The 20,556-nt window shown below is 69.7% G+C and carries 17 protein-coding genes; 11 read left to right on the top strand and 6 right to left on the bottom strand.

Features of this window, described 5'->3' with window-relative positions; translation table 11 throughout:
- The first annotated feature begins 97 nt into the window (after nt 1-97).
- On the top strand, nt 98-406 hold the full coding sequence (locus OG226_RS16315; protein ID WP_329349309.1) for a hypothetical protein: 309 nt from the start codon (nt 98-100) through the stop codon (nt 404-406).
- 310 nt (nt 407-716) lie between these two features.
- Nucleotides 717-2,321, top strand: coding sequence for a citramalate synthase (gene cimA, locus OG226_RS16310; RefSeq protein WP_328678768.1), 1,605 nt, complete (start codon nt 717-719; stop codon nt 2,319-2,321).
- Nucleotides 2,322-2,432: 111 nt separating this feature from the next.
- On the opposite strand, the gene OG226_RS16305 is transcribed toward cimA, so the two are convergent.
- On the bottom strand, nt 2,433-4,301 hold the full coding sequence (locus tag OG226_RS16305; protein WP_328678766.1) for a ricin-type beta-trefoil lectin domain protein: 1,869 nt from the start codon (nt 4,299-4,301) through the stop codon (nt 2,433-2,435).
- A gap of 134 nt (nt 4,302-4,435) precedes the next feature.
- Between OG226_RS16305 and OG226_RS16300 the strand changes: the two genes are divergently transcribed.
- Nucleotides 4,436-7,450 (top strand): glycoside hydrolase family 3 protein, encoded by a 3,015-nt coding sequence (locus OG226_RS16300; RefSeq protein WP_329349308.1) that lies wholly within the window; start codon nt 4,436-4,438, stop codon nt 7,448-7,450.
- A 39-nt stretch (nt 7,451-7,489) separates the two neighbouring features.
- On the opposite strand, the gene OG226_RS16295 is transcribed toward OG226_RS16300, so the two are convergent.
- Together OG226_RS16295 and OG226_RS16290 are read right to left on the bottom strand one after the other, a co-directional pair.
- On the bottom strand, nt 7,490-8,575 hold the full coding sequence (locus OG226_RS16295) for a sensor histidine kinase (RefSeq protein ID WP_329349307.1): 1,086 nt from the start codon (nt 8,573-8,575) through the stop codon (nt 7,490-7,492).
- The gene (locus tag OG226_RS16290) at nt 8,568-9,275 is read right to left on the bottom strand and encodes a response regulator transcription factor (RefSeq protein WP_329349306.1); all 708 of its coding nucleotides are present in this window, start codon (nt 9,273-9,275) and stop codon (nt 8,568-8,570) included. The genes OG226_RS16295 and OG226_RS16290 overlap by 8 nt, the downstream gene beginning before the upstream one ends.
- A gap of 228 nt (nt 9,276-9,503) precedes the next feature.
- On the opposite strand from OG226_RS16290, the gene OG226_RS16285 reads away from it, so the two are divergent.
- The 6 genes from OG226_RS16285 to OG226_RS16260 are packed head-to-tail and all read left to right on the top strand — an operon-like array spanning nt 9,504 to nt 15,695.
- Nucleotides 9,504-10,487: an endonuclease/exonuclease/phosphatase family protein gene (locus tag OG226_RS16285; RefSeq protein ID WP_328686327.1), complete on the top strand. Its 984-nt coding sequence runs from the start codon at nt 9,504-9,506 to the stop codon at nt 10,485-10,487.
- Complete coding sequence (locus OG226_RS16280) at nt 10,484-11,707, top strand: lipid II:glycine glycyltransferase FemX (protein ID WP_443066891.1); 1,224 nt, start codon at nt 10,484-10,486, stop codon at nt 11,705-11,707. The genes OG226_RS16285 and OG226_RS16280 overlap by 4 nt, the downstream gene beginning before the upstream one ends.
- Nucleotides 11,704-12,654: a D-isomer specific 2-hydroxyacid dehydrogenase family protein gene (locus OG226_RS16275; protein ID WP_328678758.1), complete on the top strand. Its 951-nt coding sequence runs from the start codon at nt 11,704-11,706 to the stop codon at nt 12,652-12,654. The genes OG226_RS16280 and OG226_RS16275 overlap by 4 nt, the downstream gene beginning before the upstream one ends.
- Complete coding sequence (gene vanA / locus OG226_RS16270; protein WP_329349305.1) at nt 12,647-13,696, top strand: D-alanine--(R)-lactate ligase; 1,050 nt, start codon at nt 12,647-12,649, stop codon at nt 13,694-13,696. Before OG226_RS16275 ends, vanA begins: the two co-directional genes overlap by 8 nt.
- Complete coding sequence (vanX, locus tag OG226_RS16265) at nt 13,693-14,301, top strand: D-Ala-D-Ala dipeptidase VanX (RefSeq protein WP_329349304.1); 609 nt, start codon at nt 13,693-13,695, stop codon at nt 14,299-14,301. Before vanA ends, vanX begins: the two co-directional genes overlap by 4 nt.
- A gap of 41 nt (nt 14,302-14,342) precedes the next feature.
- Entirely contained in the window at nt 14,343-15,695 is a 1,353-nt protein-coding gene (locus OG226_RS16260; protein ID WP_329349303.1) for a hypothetical protein, read from the top strand.
- A gap of 413 nt (nt 15,696-16,108) precedes the next feature.
- On the opposite strand, the gene OG226_RS16255 is transcribed toward OG226_RS16260, so the two are convergent.
- A complete protein-coding gene (locus tag OG226_RS16255; RefSeq protein ID WP_329349302.1) occupies nt 16,109-16,531 on the bottom strand; it encodes a MarR family winged helix-turn-helix transcriptional regulator in 423 nt (140 codons plus the stop codon).
- A 62-nt stretch (nt 16,532-16,593) separates the two neighbouring features.
- Between OG226_RS16255 and OG226_RS16250 the strand changes: the two genes are divergently transcribed.
- Nucleotides 16,594-17,664 (top strand): FUSC family protein, encoded by a 1,071-nt coding sequence (locus OG226_RS16250; RefSeq protein WP_329349301.1) that lies wholly within the window; start codon nt 16,594-16,596, stop codon nt 17,662-17,664.
- On the opposite strand, the gene OG226_RS16245 is transcribed toward OG226_RS16250, so the two are convergent.
- Together OG226_RS16245 and OG226_RS16240 are read right to left on the bottom strand one after the other, a co-directional pair.
- The gene (locus tag OG226_RS16245; protein ID WP_329349300.1) at nt 17,628-18,287 is read right to left on the bottom strand and encodes a response regulator transcription factor; all 660 of its coding nucleotides are present in this window, start codon (nt 18,285-18,287) and stop codon (nt 17,628-17,630) included. The genes OG226_RS16250 and OG226_RS16245 overlap by 37 nt on opposite strands.
- Entirely contained in the window at nt 18,284-19,468 is a 1,185-nt protein-coding gene (locus tag OG226_RS16240) for a sensor histidine kinase (protein WP_443066996.1), read from the bottom strand. Before OG226_RS16240 ends, OG226_RS16245 begins: the two co-directional genes overlap by 4 nt.
- A gap of 134 nt (nt 19,469-19,602) precedes the next feature.
- Here OG226_RS16240 and OG226_RS16235 point away from each other — a divergent pair, with 134 nt between their 5' ends.
- Nucleotides 19,603-20,556 carry an ABC transporter ATP-binding protein gene (locus OG226_RS16235; RefSeq protein WP_329349299.1) on the top strand — a complete coding sequence of 318 codons (954 nt, stop codon included), beginning with the start codon at nt 19,603-19,605 and terminating at the stop codon, nt 20,554-20,556.

Raw genomic sequence — 20,556 nt, 5'->3', positions numbered from 1 at the left:
CCATCCCGGTTGTACGCAGTACGACCGATTGACCCTGTGGAACCCGGTGCGCTTGCATCCCCGTGAGTCCCGGTGCGGGACCGGGGAAGCCGTGTTGATGTCCAGACGCACCGTCGGCATGTCCTTGGGGGCCGCTCCGCTCCTCGCGCTGAATGCCGCCGCCGTCCCGGCCGACGCGGCACCGCACCGGCCGCCCGGTGCGCAACGGGTCAGCGCAGCCGCCGACGGCCGTTCCGTCGCGTTCACGTCGACCGCGCCGAGCTTCGGCTGCGCGGACTACTTCCCGTGCCTGCGGGTGAAGAACCTGAAGACCGGCGCCGTGACCGCGATCGACTCGGCGGTGTCGTACCTGGTGCCGGGCGACACCAACGGGGTGTCGGACGTCTTCGTCCGCCGGGCGAGTTGATCAACCGACCGTTCGCATCATGAGACGGACGGTGACCACGGACGCGGGGTATGCCAGACTGCGTCCGTGTTCTCGTTCGCCACGATTATTGGCAGCAGGCGCGCCGGTCCGCAGTGACCGCCTCGTACGACCAGGTACGGGCGGCCACCGTCGTCACTCGACCCGCGCGCAGACCTCTCGCACCCGCGAGGGGTTTTTCGCTTTTCTGGCCCACCTTCAGCCGGGAAAGCAGTGCGAGGGATCATTGAGGGACGGTGGAGCCGGTCATTCCGGTACAGACCGAGATTCAGATCCTCAGGAGCCAGAGACCATGACGGAAACCAGCGAACTCGACGATTCGTTCCACGTCTTCGACACGACCCTGCGTGACGGCGCGCAGCGGGAGGGCATCAACCTCACCGTCGCGGACAAGCTGGCCATCGCACGGCACCTGGACGACTTCGGCGTCGGCTTCATCGAGGGCGGCTGGCCCGGGGCCAATCCGCGGGACACCGAGTTCTTCGCCCGCGCCCGGCAGGAGATCGACTTCAAGCACGCCCAGCTGGTCGCCTTCGGCGCGACCCGGCGGGCGGGCGCGAAGGCGAGCGAGGACCCGCAGGTCAAGGCGCTCCTGGACGCCGGCACCGAGGTCATCTGCCTCGTCGCGAAGTCCCACGACCGCCATGTCGAACTGGCTCTGCGCACCACCCTCGACGAGAACCTGGCGATGGTCCGTGACACCGTCTCCCATCTGGTCGCCCAGGGCCGCCGCGTCTTCGTCGACTGCGAGCACTTCTTCGACGGCTACCGCGCCAACCCCGAGTACGCGAAGGCGGTCGTACGGTCCGCCGCCGAGGCCGGCGCGTCCGTCGTCATCCTCTGCGACACCAACGGCGGGATGCTCCCGGCGCAGATCCAGGCGGTCGTCTCCACGGTCCTCGCCGACACCGGCGCCCGGCTCGGCATCCACACCCAGGACGACACGGGCTGCGCGGTCGCCAACACCCTCGCCGCCGTCGACGCGGGCGCGACCCACGTCCAGTGCACGGCGAACGGCTACGGCGAGCGCGTAGGCAACGCCAACCTGTTCCCGGTGGTCGCCGCCCTGGAGCTGAAGTACGGCAAGAAGGTCCTCCCCGACGGCAAGCTCCGCGAGATGACCCGCATCTCGCACGCGATCGCCGAGGTCGTGAACCTCACCCCGTCCACGCACCAGCCCTACGTCGGCGTCTCGGCCTTCGCCCACAAGGCGGGCCTGCACGCCTCCGCGATCAAGGTCGACCCCGACCTGTACCAGCACATCGACCCCGAGCAGGTCGGCAACACCATGCGGATGCTGGTCTCCGACATGGCGGGCCGCGCGTCGATCGAACTCAAGGGCAAGGAACTCGGCGTAGACATCAGCGGCGACCGCGAGCTGGTGGGCAGGGTCGTGGACCGGGTCAAGGAACGCGAACTCAAGGGCTACACGTACGAGGCGGCGGACGCGTCGTTCGAACTCCTCCTCCGCGCGGAGGCGGAGGGCAAGGCCCGCTCCTACTTCGATGTCGAGTCCTGGCGCGCGATCGTGGAGGACCGCCCCGACGGCACCCACGCCAACGAGGCCACGGTCAAGCTCTTCGCCAAGGGCGAGCGCATCGTCGCCACCGCCGAGGGCAACGGCCCGGTCCACGCCCTGGACCGCGCCCTCCGCGTAGCCCTCGAAAAGATCTACCCCCAACTCGCCAAGCTGGAGCTCGTCGACTACAAGGTCCGCATCCTGGAGGGCAAGCACGGCACGTCCTCCACGACCCGCGTCCTGATCGCCACGTCCGACGGTTCGGCGGAGTGGTCGACGGTCGGCGTCGCCGAGAACGTCATCGCCGCGTCGTGGCAGGCACTGGAGGACGCGTACACATACGGCCTGCTGCGCGCGGGAGTCGAGCCGGCGGAGTAGGAGAGCCGAACGCCGGAGGGGCTGGAATTCAGCCCTTCCGGCGTTTGAGGAGCGGGGCCTGGGGCGGAGCCCCAGAAGGATGGGACGGGTAGGGGCGGCGGGGGCGAAAAACTACTGCAGATGCCACTTCTGGTTCGCGGCCCCCGTGCACGTCCAGATCTGCGCCCGAGTCCCGTTCGCGGACGTATTGCCCGTCACGTCAAGGCACTTGTTGGCCGCCGTGTTCACCACATCACCGGTGGTCGCGTTGTACGACCACTGTTGCGCGGCGGTTCCGTTGCAGTCGTACAACTGGATCTTCGCCCCGTCGGCGGTCGAGGCCGACGTCACGTCGAGGCACTTGCCGAGGGAGCGGACCGTGCCGTCGGTGCCCACGGTCCACTGCTGGGCGGTCGAGGAGTTGCAGTCGTAGAGCTGCACGGCCGTGCCGTTGGTGGTCGAACCCCCGGCCACGTCGAGGCACTTGCTCCCGAGGCCGACGAACGCGCCGGTCTGGCTGCCGCCGCCGGCCTGCGTGCCCGCCCAGGTGAACGTGGCGGACGTCTTGCCGGGGAGGGAGTAAGTCGCGTGCTGGCCACCCCAGTTGATGGTCACCGTCTTCGCCGTGGACGCGTCGTTGTAGGCGATCAGTGCCTTCGAGCCGTCCGGGTTGCGCCATGCCACGTTGGGGACGTTCGTGGACGCCGTGGACGCGATCCGCTGGGCGCCGGGGCGGACGAACTTCGTCAGCTGGCCCATCGTGTAGTACTCGACGGTGTAGTCGACGGTCCCGCTCGCGCCGTCGCCGTTGTGCACGGTGATCAGACCGGTGCAGGTGCCGCAACCGCCGTTGTGCGGGCCCATGTTCTGGTCCACGGCGAGCGACCACTTGGTCACCGACTTCGCCCAGTTGCGGGTGTAGTCGATGATGTTGCTCATGTCCTCGCGCTGCTGGTTGGCGATCCAGGTGCCGCCGGAGTGCTCGGTGCCGAAGGCGTCGAGCGTGGGGTACTGGTTGTGGACGGTGGTCTGCTTGGTGACGTCACCGCCGTAGCCGTGCCAGGCGATCCCGCCGAAGTTGGGGTTCGAGCGGACGGCCGCGTCGTCCACCGTCGAGGCCGCGTACGAGTCGTACACGTCCCAGTTCCAGTCGTGCGCCAGCACCTTCGTCGTCAGGCCGGACGCGTTGAGCTTCGGCAGCAGCTCGCTCTTCGTGAAGTAGGCGAGGCCGGACGCGTTCCAGCTCATCGACGGGTAGCCGGAGCAGCAGGTCGGCTCGTTCTGGACGGTCACGTACGAGACCGGAACGCCCTGGTCCTTGTACGCCTGGAGGTACTTGACGAAGTAGTTGGCGTAGGCGCCGTAGTCCTCGGACTTCAGCCAGCCCCCGTTGAGCGAACCGCTGTCCTTCATCCACGCCGGTGCCGTCCATGGCGAGGCCATGACAGTCAGAGAGGGGTTCAGTCCGAGCGCCTGCTTGGTGAGCGGCACGACATCGGCCAGGTCGTGCGCGATCGAGAAGGAGTTGAGGTTCGGGTCGGTCTGGCCGGCCGCCACGTCGTCGTACGAGTAGCCGTAGCGGGCCAGGTCCGAGGCGCCCATCGGGTTGCGCAGGAACGACAGCCCGATGCCGTCGGTCGGCGAGAACAGCTTGGTCATGGTCGCGTTCCGCGTCGCCGTCGACAGCGCGCCGCTGCTGTTCATCAGCCAGGCCGCCGTGTCCGTGAAGGACGCGCCGCCCCCGGTGAAGGTCTGGTAGCGGGTGTTCTCGTCGACGGTGATGTTCTCGCCGCTGCCGCCCGTCCCGGACGAGAAGGCGAACGGCGTCTGGGCCTGGAGGCCCCGGGTGACATGGCGTCCGGCGGCGTCGTCGGTGGTGGTGAGCCAGGCCGTGACCTGTTCACCGGCCGCGTGTGCGGGGGGTACGGCCGCGGTGAAGCCGGCCACGGAGAGCAGTCCGGCGAGCAGCAGCCGGGCCGTGCGGGGGGTTCTCCTGGACATGGATGCGTTAGCCCTTCCTGACGAGATGTCTTGACGGGTCTGCGGGCCGTTAGTTAACTCACGGCGTGATCTAAGTCATGAGTGAACTGTGCGAACCCAGAGTGAACCAGAGCTCCAGAGCCGAGGGAAGGTCCATGCCAAGAACCGCCCTGCTCGTTTCCACCGCCCTGTGCGCCGCGCTGCTGTCACCGGCCGCCGTCTCCCAGGCGGCCGCCGCCGCCGATCCAGCCCCCACGCCCGTCGACCGCTTCGAGGGCGAGGTGCCCTTCGCGAGCCAGCCCGCCGAGGGCATCTTCACCTGGGGCGGTGACACCGACGACCCGCCCCAGCTCGCCCTGACCGCGAGACCCGACGCCCCCGAGGGCGCGAAGGTTCTTTCCGGGACGTACGACATCAGCGGCTACGGCGGCTTCACCCACGACTACGCCGCGACCGAACCCGGCCACGACTGGTCCGCGCACCAGGGCATCCGCTTCTGGTGGGACGGCCAGAACACCGGCAAGGCCACCAACTTCGAGATCAAGGACGGCGGCGCGAACGGCGAGGCCTCCGAGCTGTGGACGACGTCCTTCACGGACGACTTCACGGGCTGGAAGCAGATCGAGATCCCGTTCACGAACTTCGTCTACCGCACGGACTACCAGCCCGTCGGCGGCATCGACCACGTCCTCGGCCTCACCCAGATGTGGGGCTACGCGGTCACCCTGCCGGTCGGTGTGCCACACGGCCAATTCGCCATGGACGACGTCGAGTTGTACGGCAAGGCCGACCAGTCCCTGCGCGCCTCCGTCACCACCGACTCGGCCGTCTACCCGGTCAAGGAGGGCGGTACGGCCGCGGTCAGGGTCACCGTCTCCACCACCGGCGCGGTCCCGCTGGACGACCCGGTGACCGTCGCCTACGCGTCCGACGGCGGCACCGCCACCTCCGGCAAGGACTACACCCCGGTCGCCGGCACGCTCACCTTCCCGGCGGGCACCGCGTCCGGGGCCACCCGGACCGTCAAGGTCCGCACGCTCAAGGACAAGTCGGCCGAGAACGCCGAGACGATCCCGCTGAAGCTCACGGTCACCGGCGCCAAGGCCCCGACCGAGAACCCGCAGGTCGTCGTCGACGCGCACGGACTGCCGTACCTGGACAGCAAGTTGCCCATCAAGAAGCGCGTCGCCGACCTCGTCAAGCGCATGTCGCTGGAGGAGAAGGCCGGGCAGATGACCCAGGCCGAGCGCGGCGGCGTGGGCACCGGCGCCGACGTCGCCACCTACGACCTCGGCTCGCTGCTCTCCGGCGGCGGCTCCACCCCGACGCCCAACACGGCAGCCGCCTGGGCGAAGATGATCGACTCGTTCCAACTCCGGGCGCAGGCAACGCGGTTCCAGATCCCGCTGATCTACGGCGTCGACGCGGTGCACGGCCACAACAACCTGGCCGGTGCCACGATCATGCCGCACAACATCGGCATCGGCGCGACCCGCGACCCCCAACTCGCCCAGAGGACCGGTGCGGTGACGGCCAGTGAGGTCCGCTCGACCGGTGTGCCGTGGGACTTCGCACCCTGCCTCTGCGTCACCCGTGACGAACGCTGGGGCCGCTCCTACGAGTCCTTCGGCGAGGACCCGGCGCTCGTGCAGTCCATGGAGACGGTGATCCAGGGTCTCCAAGGCGCCGCGAACGGCAAGCAGTTGAAGGACGACGACAAGGTCCTGGCCACCGCCAAGCACTTCGTCGGCGACGGCGGCACCGCGTACGGCTCCTCCACGACGGGCACGTACACGATCGACCAGGGCGTCACCACGGTCACCCGCCAGCAGCTGGAAGCCATCCACCTGGCGCCGTACCAGACGGCGGTGGACCGGGGCATCGGCACGGTCATGCCGTCCTACTCCTCGCTCGACATCGTCGGCGACGGACTGGGCCCGGTGAAGATGCACGCCCGCGCCGACATGATCAACGGCGTCCTCAAGAACCGGATGGGCTTCGACGGCTTCGTCATCAGCGACTGGAACGCCATCGACCAACTCCCCGGCGACTACGCCTCGCACGTCGACACGGCGGTCAACGCGGGCGTCGACATGATGATGGTCCCGTACAGCTACAAGGACTTCAGCTCGACGCTCATCGCCGAGGTGAAGGCGGGCCACGTCACCGAGAAGCGGATCGACGACGCCGTATCGCGGATCCTCACCCAGAAGTTCAAGCTCGGCCTCTTCGAGAAGCCGTACGCCGACACGAGCAACGCCTCGAAGATCGGCTCGACCTCGCACCGGGCCGTGGCCCGGCAGGCGGCGGCCGAGTCGCAGGTGCTGCTGAAGAACGCGGGTGGCGTCCTGCCGTTGAAGAAGAACCAGAAGGTCTACGTCGCCGGTTCCAACGCCGACGACCTCGGCAACCAGACCGGTGGCTGGACCATCACCTGGCAGGGCTCGTCCGGTACGAACACCACCGGCACGACGATCCTCCAGGGGATGAAGAACGCCGGCGGGAACGTCACGTACTCGAAGGACGCCTCCGCCTCCACGAGTGGTTATGACGTGGGTGTGGTCGTCGTCGGCGAGACCCCGTACGCCGAGGGCGTGGGCGATGTCGGCAACGGCAACGACCTGACCCTCACCCCGGCCGACCAGGCAGCTGTGGACAAGGTGTGCGCGGCGATGAAGTGCGCGGTGCTGATCGTCTCCGGGCGCCCGCAGCTGATCGGGGACCGGCTCCCCAAGGTCGACGCCCTGGTGGCCTCCTGGCTCCCGGGCACCGAGGGCGACGGTGTGGCCGACGTGCTCTACGGCAAGCGGTCCTTCACCGGTCAACTCCCGGTCACCTGGCCGAAGTCGGAGGCCCAGCTCCCGATCAACGTGGGTGACACGTCGTACGATCCGCAGTTCCCGTACGGCTGGGGTCTGACGACGGGGACGAAGGCGCCGACGGGTGGCGCGGCCACCTTGAAGACGCTGGAGAACGCGGCGGCGCACGCCAGGTCGGCGGAGACCGGCAAGGCGCTCGTCGGCAAGGCGCGGCTGCTCGTCCAGCAGAAGGTGGGCCAGAACATCACGGCGGCGGTGTCGAAGCCGTTCGCCGACGCGGACCATCTGCTGCTGACCGGGAAGTACGCGGCGGCTGTGAAGAAGCTGGAGGAGGCGTACCGGGCGGCGTAGAGCCCGTCTTCTCCGGTGGTTTCCGCACCCCCCGCGGCCTCAACGGCGCGGGGGGTGCGGCTGGTTGGCCGGTAGCTCCACCGTGACGCGGAGGCCGCCGGCCGGGCGCGGGGTCAGTGTGAGGGTGCCGTCGTGGGCGCCGGTGATGGTCTTGGCGATCGCCAGGCCGAGGCCGACTCCCGCGTGGTCGGTGTGGACGCGTTCGGTGCCGCGCTGGAAGGGCTCGGTGAGGGTCGAGACCTGGTGCGGGGTGAGCGGTTCGCCGGTGTTCTCGACCGTGAGGACCGCGGACCTGGGGCCGACGGCGGTGGTCACCCACACGGTGCCCCGCTCGGGGAGGTTGTGGACGATCGCGTTCTGCACGAGGTTCGTGGTCAGTTGGAGCAGGAGTGCCTGGGAGCCGCGGGTGGGGGTGATGTCGCCGCCGGTCTCGATGGTGACGCCGTGCTTCTCGGCGAGGGGGAGGAGCGTCTCGGTGGCCTCTTCCGCCAGGAGGGACAGGTCGACGGGTTCCCGGGCGAAGGAGCGTTGGTTGGCGCGGCTGAGCAGGAGCAGTGCCTCGGTGGCGTCGATCGCCCGGGTGTTGACGGTGTGGAGGCGGTCGATGATCCGGCCGGTGTCGTGGTCCGGGTCGGCGCGGGCCAGGTCGAGCAGGGTCTTCGAGATCGCCAGCGGGGTGCGCAGCTCGTGGGAGGCGTTGGCCGCGAACCGCTGCTGTTCGGCGACGTGGGCTTCGAGCCGGGCGAGCATCGTGTCGAAGGCGTCGGCGAGTTCGCGGAACTCGTCCTCGGGGCCCGGCAGCCGGATGCGGTGGGAGAGCGAGCCGTCCGTGGCCAGCCGGGTGGCCTCCGTGATGCGGGTCAGCGGTGCGAGCATGCGGCCGGCGAGCAGCCATCCTCCGCCGAGACCGAACACGAGCAGGAACGTCAGCGTGACGGCCGCGGTCGGAGCGAAGGCGCGCAGCACGGCCAGGGTGTAGTCGGGCTGGATGATGAGCCCGACGTGGGACACCCGCGTCAGGAACGTCCACGCGGCGACGAGCAGCAGGACACCGGCGAGCATGAGGAACCCGGCATAGCTGAGGGTGAGTTTGAGCCGGACGCTCATCCCGGGGGCTCTATCCATGGGCTTCCCCTTCATGGTCGGGCTCCGACTGCTCCGACGGCCGCGTGTCGATGCGGTAGCCGACGCCCGGCACGGTGGCGATGATCCAGGGCTCGCCGAGCCGCTTGCGGAGCGCCGAGACGGTGATGCGTACGGCGTTGGTGAACGGGTCGGCGTTCTCGTCCCAGGCCCGCTCCAGGAGTTCCTCGGCGCTGACGACTCCGCCCTCGGCGGCGACGAGGACGTCCAGCACGGCGAACTGCTTCCTGGTCAGCGCTACATAGCGGCCGTCCCGGTAGACCTCCCTGCGGAACGGGTCGACGCGCAGGCCCGCGAGCTCCCGTACGGGCGGCCGGCTGTGGGCGCGTCGGCGGTCCAACGCGCGCAGCCGGAGCGCGAGTTCCTGGAGTTCGAAGGGTTTCGTGAGGTAGTCGTCGGCGCCGAGTTCGAACCCGGTGGTCTTGTCGTCGAGACGGTCGGCGGCGGTCAGCATGAGGATCGGGATACCGCTGCCGGAGGCGACGATACGGCGGGCGACCTCGTCGCCGGAGGGGCCGGGGATGTCGCGGTCGAGGACGGCGATGTCGTAGCTGTTGACGCTCAGCAGCTCCAGCGCGGTGTTCCCGTCACCGGCGATGTCGGCCGCGATCGCCGCCAGACGCAGGCCGTCGCGGATGGCCTCCGCCAGATAGGGCTCGTCCTCGACGATCAGCACACGCATGGGTCCGATGGTAGGAGTCGGCCCATATCGTCCGCGTATCGAAAACCCCATACGCGCCGGCAACACCGGACCGCCTTGACTGACGGCGTGACGCGAACCCCTTCACCAGCACCGACACCGACTCTCTCGCCAGTACCGACGCCGACTTCATCACCGGCACCGGCACCGGCACCGACGCGGACCCCGCCACCGGGGCGAACGACGAGCCTCCGGACAACGAGCCTCCGGATTCCTCGCGAACCCTGGAGACGCGGCCCGGTGCTCGCGACGCTCGCCCTGCTGCTCGGGCTGCTCATGGCGCTGCACGCCCGGATCCCGAGCGTCGGGGGCATCGGCAGCCTGGTGGAGAGCCTCCTGCCGTGGTTCGGCGCGTTCGTGCCGGTGCTGCTGGCCGGAGCGCTGTGGCGCCGGTCCGCCTCCGCCGTGGTCGCGCTGGTGCTGCCGGTCACGGTCTGGCTGAGCCTCTTCGGCGGGCCGCTCACCGACAGGTCCCACCCGGGCGGCGACCTCACCGTGGTCAGCCACAACGTCGACGCCGGCAACCCCGACCCGACCGGCACCGCCCGCCGACTGGCCGCCTCCGGCGCGGACCTGCTCGCACTGGAGGAGCTGACCGATCAGGCCCGGGGCACGTACGGGAAGGGGCTCGCGAAGGCGTACCCGTACCACGTGGTGCGGGGCACGGTCGGGCTCTGGAGCAGGCTGCCGCTGTCGGACACGCGGCCGGTGAACGTCGTACGGGGTGATGTCGGGCCGCTGGCGAGGACCAAGCCGGCCGAGTCGAAGGCGGAGGCGGCGGACGAGGTCCGGGCGCTGCGCACGACGGTGGCCACGGCCCGCGGGCCGCTGGCGGTGTACGTCGCGCACCTGGGGTCCGTGCGGGTGACGCCCAGGGACGGCTTCTGGACGGTCTCGCGCGACTTCGGCGCGGACGCGCTCGCCAAGGCGATCACCGCCGAGCCGAACCAGCGGGTGGTGCTGCTCGGCGACCTGAACGGCACCACGGACGACCGCGCGTTCCACGCCCTCACCTCGCGGCTGAACTCGGCCCAGGAGACGGCCGGGAACGGCTTCGGCCTCACCTGGCCCGCGTCCTTCCCGATCGCGCGGATCGACCAGATCCTGGTACGGGGGGTGCGGGCGCGGAGTTCGTGGGTGCTGCCCGAGACCGGTAGCGATCACCTGCCGGTGGCGGCCCGGGTCAGCTGGTGAGCCGAACCGTCCACCCCTCAGGGGCTGTTGCCGCGGGCGTGCGTCGTCTGGCCGTCGAACCGATCAGCTCCGCCGAGCACTTGGCGTTCGTACGCGCCCAGCGATCGGTGAGTTTCCTGCAGACCCCGGCGTGGGGCCGCGTCAAGACCGAGTGGCGCAGCGAGTCCCTCGGTTGGTACGACGGCCGTCAACTGGTCGGCGCCGGGCTCGTGTTGCACCGTCCGGTGCCGAAGCTGGACCGCTGCACGCTGGCGTACCTGCCCGAGGGCCCCGTCATCGACTGGACCGGGGACATCGACCGGTGGCTCGACCCGTTGGCGGCCTATCTCAAGGCACACGGCGCGTTCGCGATCCGGCTCGGGCCACCGGTGTGCACGGACATCTGGAGCGCGGCCCAGGTGAAGGAGGGCCTCGCCGACCCGGGCATCCGGCGGCTCACCGACCTGTCCGCCGCGTGGGCCGATCCGGTCGGCACCCGTGTGACCGACCGACTCCGGGCCGCCGGCTGGCTGCCGCAGAACCCGGAGGACGGCTTCGGCGTCGGGCATCCGCAGTTCAAGTACGAGATCCCGCTGGCCGGACGAACGGAGGACGACCTCCTCAAGGGCATGAACCAGCTCTGGCGCCGCAACCTCAAGAAGGCGGCCAAGGCGGGAGTCGAGGTCAGAGTCGGCGGAGTCACGGTAGGCGGGGGCACGATCGGGGGCACGGCCGGAGCCGGGGCCCCGGACTCGTTCGGTCAGGACCTGAAGGCATTCCACGACCTCTACGTCCACACCGCGCGACGCGACCGCTTCACGCCCCGCCCGCTGCGCTACTTCGAGACCATGTTCGCGGCACTGCGCGCCGAGGATCCCGACCGGATCAAGCTCTGTCTCGCCCACCACCAGGGCGACTTGGTCGCCGCCACGATCCTGGTCCGGGTCGGCGCCCACGCCTGGTACTCCTACGGCGCCTCCTCCACCGAGAAGCGCGAGGTGCGCGGCTCCAACGCCTGCCAGTGGGCGATGATCCGCGACGCGCTGGCCGCCGGCTGCGATGTCTACGACCTGCGCGGCATCACCCCCACCCTCGACGCGGACGATCCGCAGGTCGGGCTGGTCCGGTTCAAGGTCGGTACCGGGGGTCAGGCGGTGCGGTACGCGGGGGAGTGGGACCTGCCGTTGCGGCCGCTGCTCTACCGGGCGTTCGACCTCTACATGAGCCGGCGGGGCCGATGAACACGGGCATCACGATCTACGGCTGCGGGCCGGACGAGGCCGCTCTGTTCCGGGAGTTGGCGCCCCGCTTCGGTGTCGTCCCGACCATCACCCAGGCACCGGTGTCCGAAGCGAACACTCAACTGGCCTCCGGAAACAGGTGTGTCAGCGTCAGCCACAGAACGCCGATCACGAACTCCGTTCTGCTCGCGCTCAGTCGAGCCGGCGTGGCGTACCTCTCCACGAGGAGCATCGGTCGCGACCACATCGACGTGGGCTACGCGAACCGTGTGGGCCTGTCCGTCGGAAACACGGCCTACTCGCCCGACAGCGTGGCCGACTACACGGTGATGTTGATGCTGATGGCGATCCGCAACGCACGGTCCACGGTCCGCCGCACGGACGTACACGACTACAGGTTGAACGAGGTGCGCGGAAAGGAACTGCGCGACCTGACCGTCGGGGTCGTCGGAACGGGCCGTATCGGCACGGCGGTTGTGGACCGGCTACGGGGTTTCGGCTGCCGAGTACTGGCCCACGACAGTCGTCCCACCCTCGATCTGGACGAGTTGCTGCGGCTGAGCGACATCGTGACGCTCCACGCACCGCTCACCCCGGACACGCGCCATCTCCTCGACCGTCGGCGTATCGAGCGGATGAGAGACGGGGCGTTCGTCATCAACACCGGGCGCGGCCCGCTGCTCGACACCGAGGCCCTCGTCACGGCCCTGGTGAGCGGCCGGTTGGGCGGTGCGGCGCTGGACGTCCTCGAAGGAGAGGAAGGGATCTTCTATGCCGACCACAGAAACAAACCCATCGACAACAAGACGTTGTTGCGGCTGCACGAGCTGCCGAATGTGCTCATCAGTCCGCACACCGCCTATTACACGGACCACGCCCTGAGGGACACGGTCGAGAACTCCCTCACCAACTGTCTGGCATTCGAAAGCGGGGATCAGCATGGCTAGGTCGAAGATCGCGGTTCTGTTCGGCGGGTGTTCCGAGGAACACCCCGTCTCCGTCAGGTCCGCGCAGGAGATCGCGCGGAACCTCGATACGGAGAAGTACGAGCCGTTCTATGTCGGGATCACGAAGAGCGGTGCGTGGAAGCTCTGCGACAGGCCGGGCGAGGACTGGGAGAACGGCAGGTGCCGTACGGCCGTGCTGTCACCGGACCGGAGTGTGCGAGGCCTGCTGATCCTGGAGCAGGGGCGATACGAGACGATCGGCCTGGACGTCGTGCTGCCCGTCCTGCACGGCACGCTCGGCGAAGACGGCGCGATACAGGGCTTGTTGGAGCTCTCCGGCCTTCCTTACGTCGGCTGCGACATCCCGAGTTCCGCCCTCTGCATGGACAAGTCCCTCGCCTACGTCGTCGCCGGAAGCGCGGGAATCGCCACCCCGAATTTCTGGACCGTCACGGGCGAGGAGGACGACATCGACCCCGACCGGCTCACCTATCCCGTCTTCGTGAAGCCGGCTCGTTCGGGTTCGTCGTTCGGGGTCGGCAAGGTGTCCCGGAAAGAGGAACTGGCGGGCGCGGTGGACACGGCCCGGCAGTACGACACGAAGGTGCTGATCGAGGAGGTGGTCATCGGCAGCGAGATCGGCTGTGCCGTCCTGGGCAATGAACTCGACCTGGTCGTGGGCGAGTTGGATCACATCGCGCTCTCCCACGGGTTCTTCCGGATCCATCAGGAGGACAAGCCCGAGACCGGTTCCGAGAACGCGACGGCGGTCGTCCCCGCCGACATCCCGGCGGAGTCGCGCACACGCGTCCAGGAGACGGCGAAGGCCGTGTACCGCGCCTTGGGGTGCAGGGGACTCGCACGGGTGGACATGTTCCTCACCGAGGACGGGGAAGTGGTCCTCAACGAGGTCAACACCCTGCCCGGAATGACCTCGTACAGTCGTTACCCGAGAATGATGGCAGCCGCTGGATTTCCGCTCGCCGAGGTGATCGACCGACTGGTGTCATCGGCGCTGGCCGCTGCCGGGGAAAGCCGATGAACGACGACTTCGTCTACGTGGACGAGCATGTACCCGGAATACGCTGGGACGCCAAATACGCCACCTGGGACAATTTCACCGGCAAACCGGTGGACGGATACCTGGCCAATCGCATCGTAGGCACAAAGGCGCTGTGCGCGGCTCTGGAAGCGGCGCAGCAGAAGGCCGAAACCCTGTGCTTCGGCCTGCTCCTCTGGGACGGGTACCGCCCCCAACGCGCCGTGGACTGCTTTCTGCGCTGGTCACGACAGCCCGAGGACGGCCGGACCAAGCCCCGGCATTATCCGAACATCGACAGGGCCGGAATGTTCGAGAGGGGATATGTGGCCGCCAGGTCGGGCCACAGTCGGGGCAGCACGGTCGACTTGACGCTGTTCCGTCTGGATACCGGTGAACTGGCCCCCATGGGCGGGGGCCATGACCTGATGGATTCCGTCTCGCACCACGGAGCGAAAGGGATCACGTATGCGGAGACGGAAAACCGTCACCACCTGCGCGCCCTCATGGATTCCTGCGGATTCAGCGCATATGACAACGAGTGGTGGCATTACAGCCTGAAATCCGAACCGCATCCGGACACCTGTTTCGACTTTCCCATCACGTAACCGATCCGGCCTGGGGAGCCGGTGTCGGGTAGCGTCGAATCATGAAGGCCGTGACTCTGACCCGAAGCCTCCCGGGGCTGCTGCTGGCCCTGCTGCTCGCCGCGCTGACCATGGCGTCCCCGGCCGCCGCGGACACCGGCGTCTCGACGATCGGGCAGGCCCTGCGCAAGGGTCCCGTCTACGTCGACCCGGCGGCTTCCGGGCTGTCGTCCGCCGACGCGCTCGCGCGGCGGATCGAGAAGGCGGACAAGCCGGTGTTCATCACGGTCCTCCCCGCCGACTACCCGACGGCGAACCTCTTCACGAACCTCCGTACCGCGACCGGCATCACCGGCCTCTACGCGGTCCGCCTCGGTGACCGATTCGACGCCCGCGCCGACTCCTCCGTCCTGTCGAACGCGGCCGTGAAGAACCTGGTCAGCAGCGTGCAGGGCGAGGACGCGACGACCCAGCTCACCGACTTCACCGACCGTGCGCTCGCCGGCATGGGAGGCTCGGCGCCCGCGTCCTGGGGCGGCTCGTCGGACGGCGGCGGGGGAGTCTCCGGTACGGCGCTGATCGTCGCGGGCGGGGTACTGGTGGCCGGTGGCGCGGGGGCGTACACGCTGGTGAGGCGCGGCCGTCGCCGCCGCGAGGAGGAACAGCGGGCGGCGCTCGACAGGCTACGGGTGGTCGTGGACGAGGACATCACGGCGTTCGGCGAGGAACTGGACCGCCTCGAATTCCACCCGGCCGAACCCGGCGCCGACGACGCGATGCGCGCGGACTACGAACGTGCCCTCGACGCCTACGAGCAGGCGAAGTCGTACATGGCGGCGGCCACGAAACCGGAGGACGTCCGTTCGGTCACCCAGGCCCTGGAGGACGGCCGCTTCTCGCTCGCCCAGCTCGCCGCCCGGCGCGAGGGCCGTCCCCTGCCCGAGCGCCGGGCCCCCTGCTTCTTCGACCCGCGCCACGGCCCGTCGGTCGCCGACGCCACCTGGACCCCGCCCGGCGGCGCACCCCGCGAGGTCCCGGTCTGCGCGGCCGACCAGGCCCGCCTCGCCGACGGCCGGGACCCGATGATCCGCGAGGTCGACACGGACCACGGCCGCCGCCCGTACTGGGACGCCGGCCCCGCCTACGGCCCCTGGGCGGGCGGCTACTTCGGCGGCGGCCTCCTCCCCGGCCTCCTCGTCGGCACGGTCCTCGGCAGCATGATGTCCACCCCGTCCTACGCCTCCGACTACGGCACGGGCTACGGCGACTTCGGCAGCGCCGGCTACAACGGCGGCGACGTCTCCGGAGCGAACTTCGACCCGGGTGACTTCGGCGGCGGCTTCGGCGACGGCGGGGGCGGGGACTTCGGGGGCGGCGGAGACGGCGGCGGCGGAGACTTCGGCGGAGGCTTCTAAAGGAGAGAAACCTCAGGAACCTGCTGCGCCGATGCGAGGCAGCCCCGGCCGGGGCAATTCCCTAAGGCGCGTTGCTGTGGCGGGGCGTGCCAGCTCGGGCGGGGGCGACTCCCTCAGGGGCGTTGCTGTGCGGACGTGGCAGTTCCGGGCGAGGACGACTCCCTCAGGGGCGTTGCGTGCGGACGTGGCAGTTCCGGGTCAGGACGGCTCCCTCAGGGGCGTTGCTGCGGCGGGGCGTGCCAGCTCGGGCGGGGGCGACTCCCTCAGGGGCGTTGCTGTGCGGACGTGGCAGCTCCGGGCCGGGGCAACTCCCTAAGGCGCGTTGCTGCGGCGGGGCGTGCCAGCTCCGGCCGGGGCAACTTCCTTAGGGGCGCGGGGAACTGCGCGACCAGCCCCCACCGGCCCGCAGCCGATCAACTACCTGCGAGCCGTTCCATCAACACCCCCGCCAACTCCAACACCCCCCGCTCCGTCGCGCTCAACGACGCCAACGCCTCCGCCAACCACACATCCCGCTCGCCCATGTCCCGGTCCAACGCCCGATGCCCCTTGGCCGTCAGCGTGAGAACGGACTGACGCCGGTCGACCGGGTCCGCCGCACGCGAGATCAACCCCTCCGCCTCCAGCTCACCGAAGACCCGGGTCAGAGACTGCGGCCGCTGCCGCTCCGCCGCCGCGATCTCGCCCGGAGTCGCGGAGTGATGCCGGTGCAGATGCCCGAGCACGATCAGCTGGTTCGGCGTGAGCCCGGCCTCGTTGCCGCGCTCCTGCCGCAGCCGCCGGTTGAGCCGTACGACGCCACGACGGATCCGGGCGGCCTCGGAGAGATGATCCATGCCGGGCATCGTACGCGGATACTTACTATTCAGAGGCCATAGCTCCCGCTAACCTCAGGAAAGTGACCCTGAAACTCATACGCAACGCGTACGAAGCGGCCCTGACGATGACCGCCGTGCTGCTCTGCTGGGCCGCCGCCCTCTCACTGGAGGGGGCCGCCGGGCTGCACACCGACATGCTCGTCCTCGCGGTCGCGCTGACCCTCACCCTCGCCAACACTCAGCGCACCGCCGACACCCGCCGCCGCCTCACCGCGCTCGTCCTGCTGCCCGTCACGGCCGGTGCCTCGATCTTCGTCGGGCGGCTGATCGGCTCCCACTACGTGCTCGGCGCCACCGTCTTCACGGCGGGCATGGCGCTGGCGATCTGGATCCGCCGCTACGGCCCCGCCGCCACCAAGGCAGGCACCCTGCTTGCCCTCCCGCTCGTGACGCTCCTCGTCGTCCCAGGCCCCGCGCTGCCGGCCAAGGCGCAGAGCGGGCTGGTCACTTGGGGCTGGGCGGCGCTCGTCGGGGCGCTCGCGTGTGCCGGGGTCTGGCTGGTGCAGGGGCTGGGCGACCGGTTCGGGCCCCCGGCCTGGCGTGCGGAACCCGGCCCCGAACAACCCCCGCGCCGCTCCCGCCTCCACCCCCGCCCCAGCACCCGCATGGCCCTCCAGATGGCGGCCGGAATCGCCGCCGCGTTCACCGTCGGGCATCTCCTCTTCGACGACCACTGGCCGTGGGTCGTCCTGACCGCGTACGTCGCCGCGAGCGGCAACCGAGGCCGAACGGACGTACTCCGCAAGGGAATCGAGCGCCTCGCCGGAGCCACGGTCGGCACGCTGCTGGCCACCGGCATCGCACTGGTCGGCGTCACCGGCCACACGGCCGTGGCGCTGATGTTCGCCGTCCTCGCCGTGGCGTTGTGGCTGCGCCCCCTCAACTACGCCTACTGGGCCGCCGGAATGACCTGCGCGCTCTCCCTCCTCCTCGGCTACTTCGGCCAGGACGCCCTGAGCCTGTTGCCCACCCGGCTCGAAGGGATCGCGGTCGGGGCGGTGCTGTCGGTGGCGTCGGCGTGGTGGCTGCTGCCGGTGCCGCGCGCCCGCCGCCGTCAGCCGGTCCTCGGCACGACGAGTCCCGTCTCGTAGGCCATCACCACGGCCTGCGTACGATCCCGCAGCCCCAGCTTGGACAGGATCCGGCTGACGTGTGTCTTCACGGTCTCCTCGCCCACGTGCAGCCGTTCGGCGAGTTCGGGGTTGGACAGCCCCTCCGCGAGCAGCCGCAGGACGTCGGTCTCACGCGGCGTGAGGACGTCCAACTTCCCCTGTGTGGGCGCCTTCGGCCGCATCCGCGCGAACTCGGCGATCAGCCGCCGCGTGATCCCGGGCGCGAGCAGCGCCTCACCGGCGGCCACGACCCGTACCGCCTCGAAGAGCCGTTCCGCGGTCACGTCCTTCAGCAGGAACCCGCTGGCACCGGCAGCGAGCGCGTCGTAGACATGCTCGTCCAGGTCGAAGGTCGTCAGCACCAACACCCTTGGTACGGCAGGGCAGTTCTGGAGTCGCGCGGTGGCCTCGATGCCGTCCATGACCGGCATGCGTACGTCCATCAGCACCACGTCGGGCGACTCCTCCCGGCAGACGCGTACCGCCTCGGCGCCGTCGCGAGCCGTGCCCACGACCGCGAAGTCGGCCTGGGTGGCGAGGAGTCCGGCGTACCCGAACCGGACGATCTCGTGGTCGTCGGCGACGACGATCCGGATACTCATGGCAGCGCCTCCGCCTCCGCCTCCGTCGCCGTCTCCTCCGGCTTGACGGGCAGCCGCGCCTCGACCAGGAACCCGCCGCCGGGAGCGGGGCCGATGCGCAGGGTTCCCCCGACCGTCGCGGCACGCTCGCGCATCCCGAGCAGACCGTGGCCGGAGAGGGCTGAGAGGTCGGCGATGGCCCCCGGCCCGTTGTCACGCACACGCAGCGCCAAGTCCTGCTCCCCATACTGGAGTTCTACGTCCACTGCCGCGCCCGGCGCGTGCCGACGGGCGTTGGTGAGGGCCTCCTGGACGATCCGGTACGCGGTGACCTCGATGCCGGGGTCCAGCGGGGTGATGGGGCCGCTCACGATGAGGCGGGTGCGGGAGCCGGCCGCGTCGCGTGACTCGTCGATGAGGTCCAGGAGTTGGCCGAGGCCGGGCTGGGGGCGGCGCTGGACTCCCGTGTCGGCGTCCTCCCGCAACACGCCCAACAGCCGTCGCATCTCGGTGAGGGCGCTGCGCGCGGTGTCGCCGATGGCGAGGAGCCGGTGGGCGCCCTCCGCGGGAAGTCCGGGAGTGGTGAGCCGGGCGGTCTCGGCCTGAACGGCGATCATCGAGATGTGATGCGCCACGACATCATGCAACTCCCTTGCGATCCGCGCCCGTTCACCCCGGGCGGCATGTTCGAGGAGCGTGTCCGCGAAGGCCTGTTCCGTCGCGCTGTGGGCCTGTGCCGTGCTGCGGACGTGATGGGCGATGCCGGTCGCCGCGGCGGCGGAGGCAAGCGTCGCGACGAGGACGGCGACGATCCGGGTCAGTTCCTCGTGGCTGCCGAGGGCGATCGCGACGTAGGGGAGGACGAGGACTCCGCCGAGCCGGGTGGTTCCGGCGCGTCCCAGCACGTACACGCACACCAGTTGGGCCACGACCCCGCCGACGGTGAGCCCAGCGAAGGGCACGAGAGAGAGCACGCAGGCGGCACTGAGCGCGAGGGCGGCGTAGGTCCGGGCGAGGCGTCCGGGGCCGAGGACGAGGGTGAGAGGGAGGGTGGAGGCGAGGGCGAGCAGCAACAGGGCGGCGAAGCCACCGGCCAAGTCGGTGCTGCGGACGAGGACTTCGGTGACGGCGAGGACGGCCAGAGTGACGCCCGTGGTCAGGGCGCGGGTACCGGCCTCGGCGGTCTGCCATCGGGACCTCACCGCCCGTACGCCCTCGCTGTTGTTGTCACCCACTCCGTCATTGTGCCGACGTCCCTCCTCGTCGGCGTCCCCCTCGTGAGGGACCTCTGTCGCGTGACGACGAGGGGTGCTCGTCGCCCCTAGCCTCGCTCAGCATGAGTCAGGTAGCCGAAGTGAGCATCGAAGTCCGGGAGTTGCGGAAGCGGTTCGGGCGGGCGGTCGCGGTTGACGGGCTGTCCTTCAGGGTTGAGGCCGGGTCGGTGACCGGCTTTGTCGGGCCCAACGGGGCCGGGAAGTCCACCACCATGCGGGCTGTGTTGGGGCTGGATGCTCCCGATGAGGGGCAGGCGTTGATCGGGGGCCGTCCCTATCACGCCCTGCGTACCCCCTTGTTGGAGGTCGGTGCACTCCTCGATGCCGCCGCCCTCCACCCCAGCCGGCGGGGGCGCGACCATCTCCGTTGGCTGGCCCACTCCCACGGGCTGTCCATGCGCCGGGTGGACGAGGTGCTTGAACAGGTGGGGATGGGGGACGCCTCGCGGAGGAGGGCGGGCGGCTACTCCCTGGGGATGCGGCAACGGCTCGGTATGGCGGTCGCGTTGCTCGGCGACCCTCCGGTGCTCCTCCTCGACGAGCCGGTCAACGGCCTTGATCCCGAGGGGATTCAGTGGATCCGGACCCTCCTGCGACATCTCGCCTCCGAGGGGCGGGCGATCCTCGTCTCCAGTCATCTGATGAGCGAACTCGAAGACACAGCCGACCACTTGGTCGTCATCGGGCGGGGCCGTCTGATCGCCGACACCGCCGTGGCCGATCTCCTCGCGGCGGCCTCAGGTGACCGGGTGCGGTTGCGTACGAGCAGTCGGGCTGAAGCCATGGAACTGCTCGCCCGGGAAGGCGGGACGGTTGCCGTCGTCGATCGCGACATCCTGACTGTCACCGGTCTCTCCGCCGAACGGGTCGTGGAACTGCTCTCCGGTGCCAGGGTCCCCTTCGCCGAAGTGGGCGCGCATCGGGCCTCGTTGGAGGAGGCCTATATGGAACTCACCCGGGATGCGGTCGAGTTCACGTCCACGCCCGCCGAAGAGGCAGACGAGGTGACCCGGTGA

The sequence above is a fragment of the Streptomyces sp. NBC_01261 genome (assembly GCF_036226385.1).
Lineage (GTDB): Bacteria > Actinomycetota > Actinomycetes > Streptomycetales > Streptomycetaceae > Streptomyces.
The sequence above is the reverse complement of the archived record's forward strand: the minus strand, read 5'-3'. Positions and strand labels throughout refer to the sequence as shown.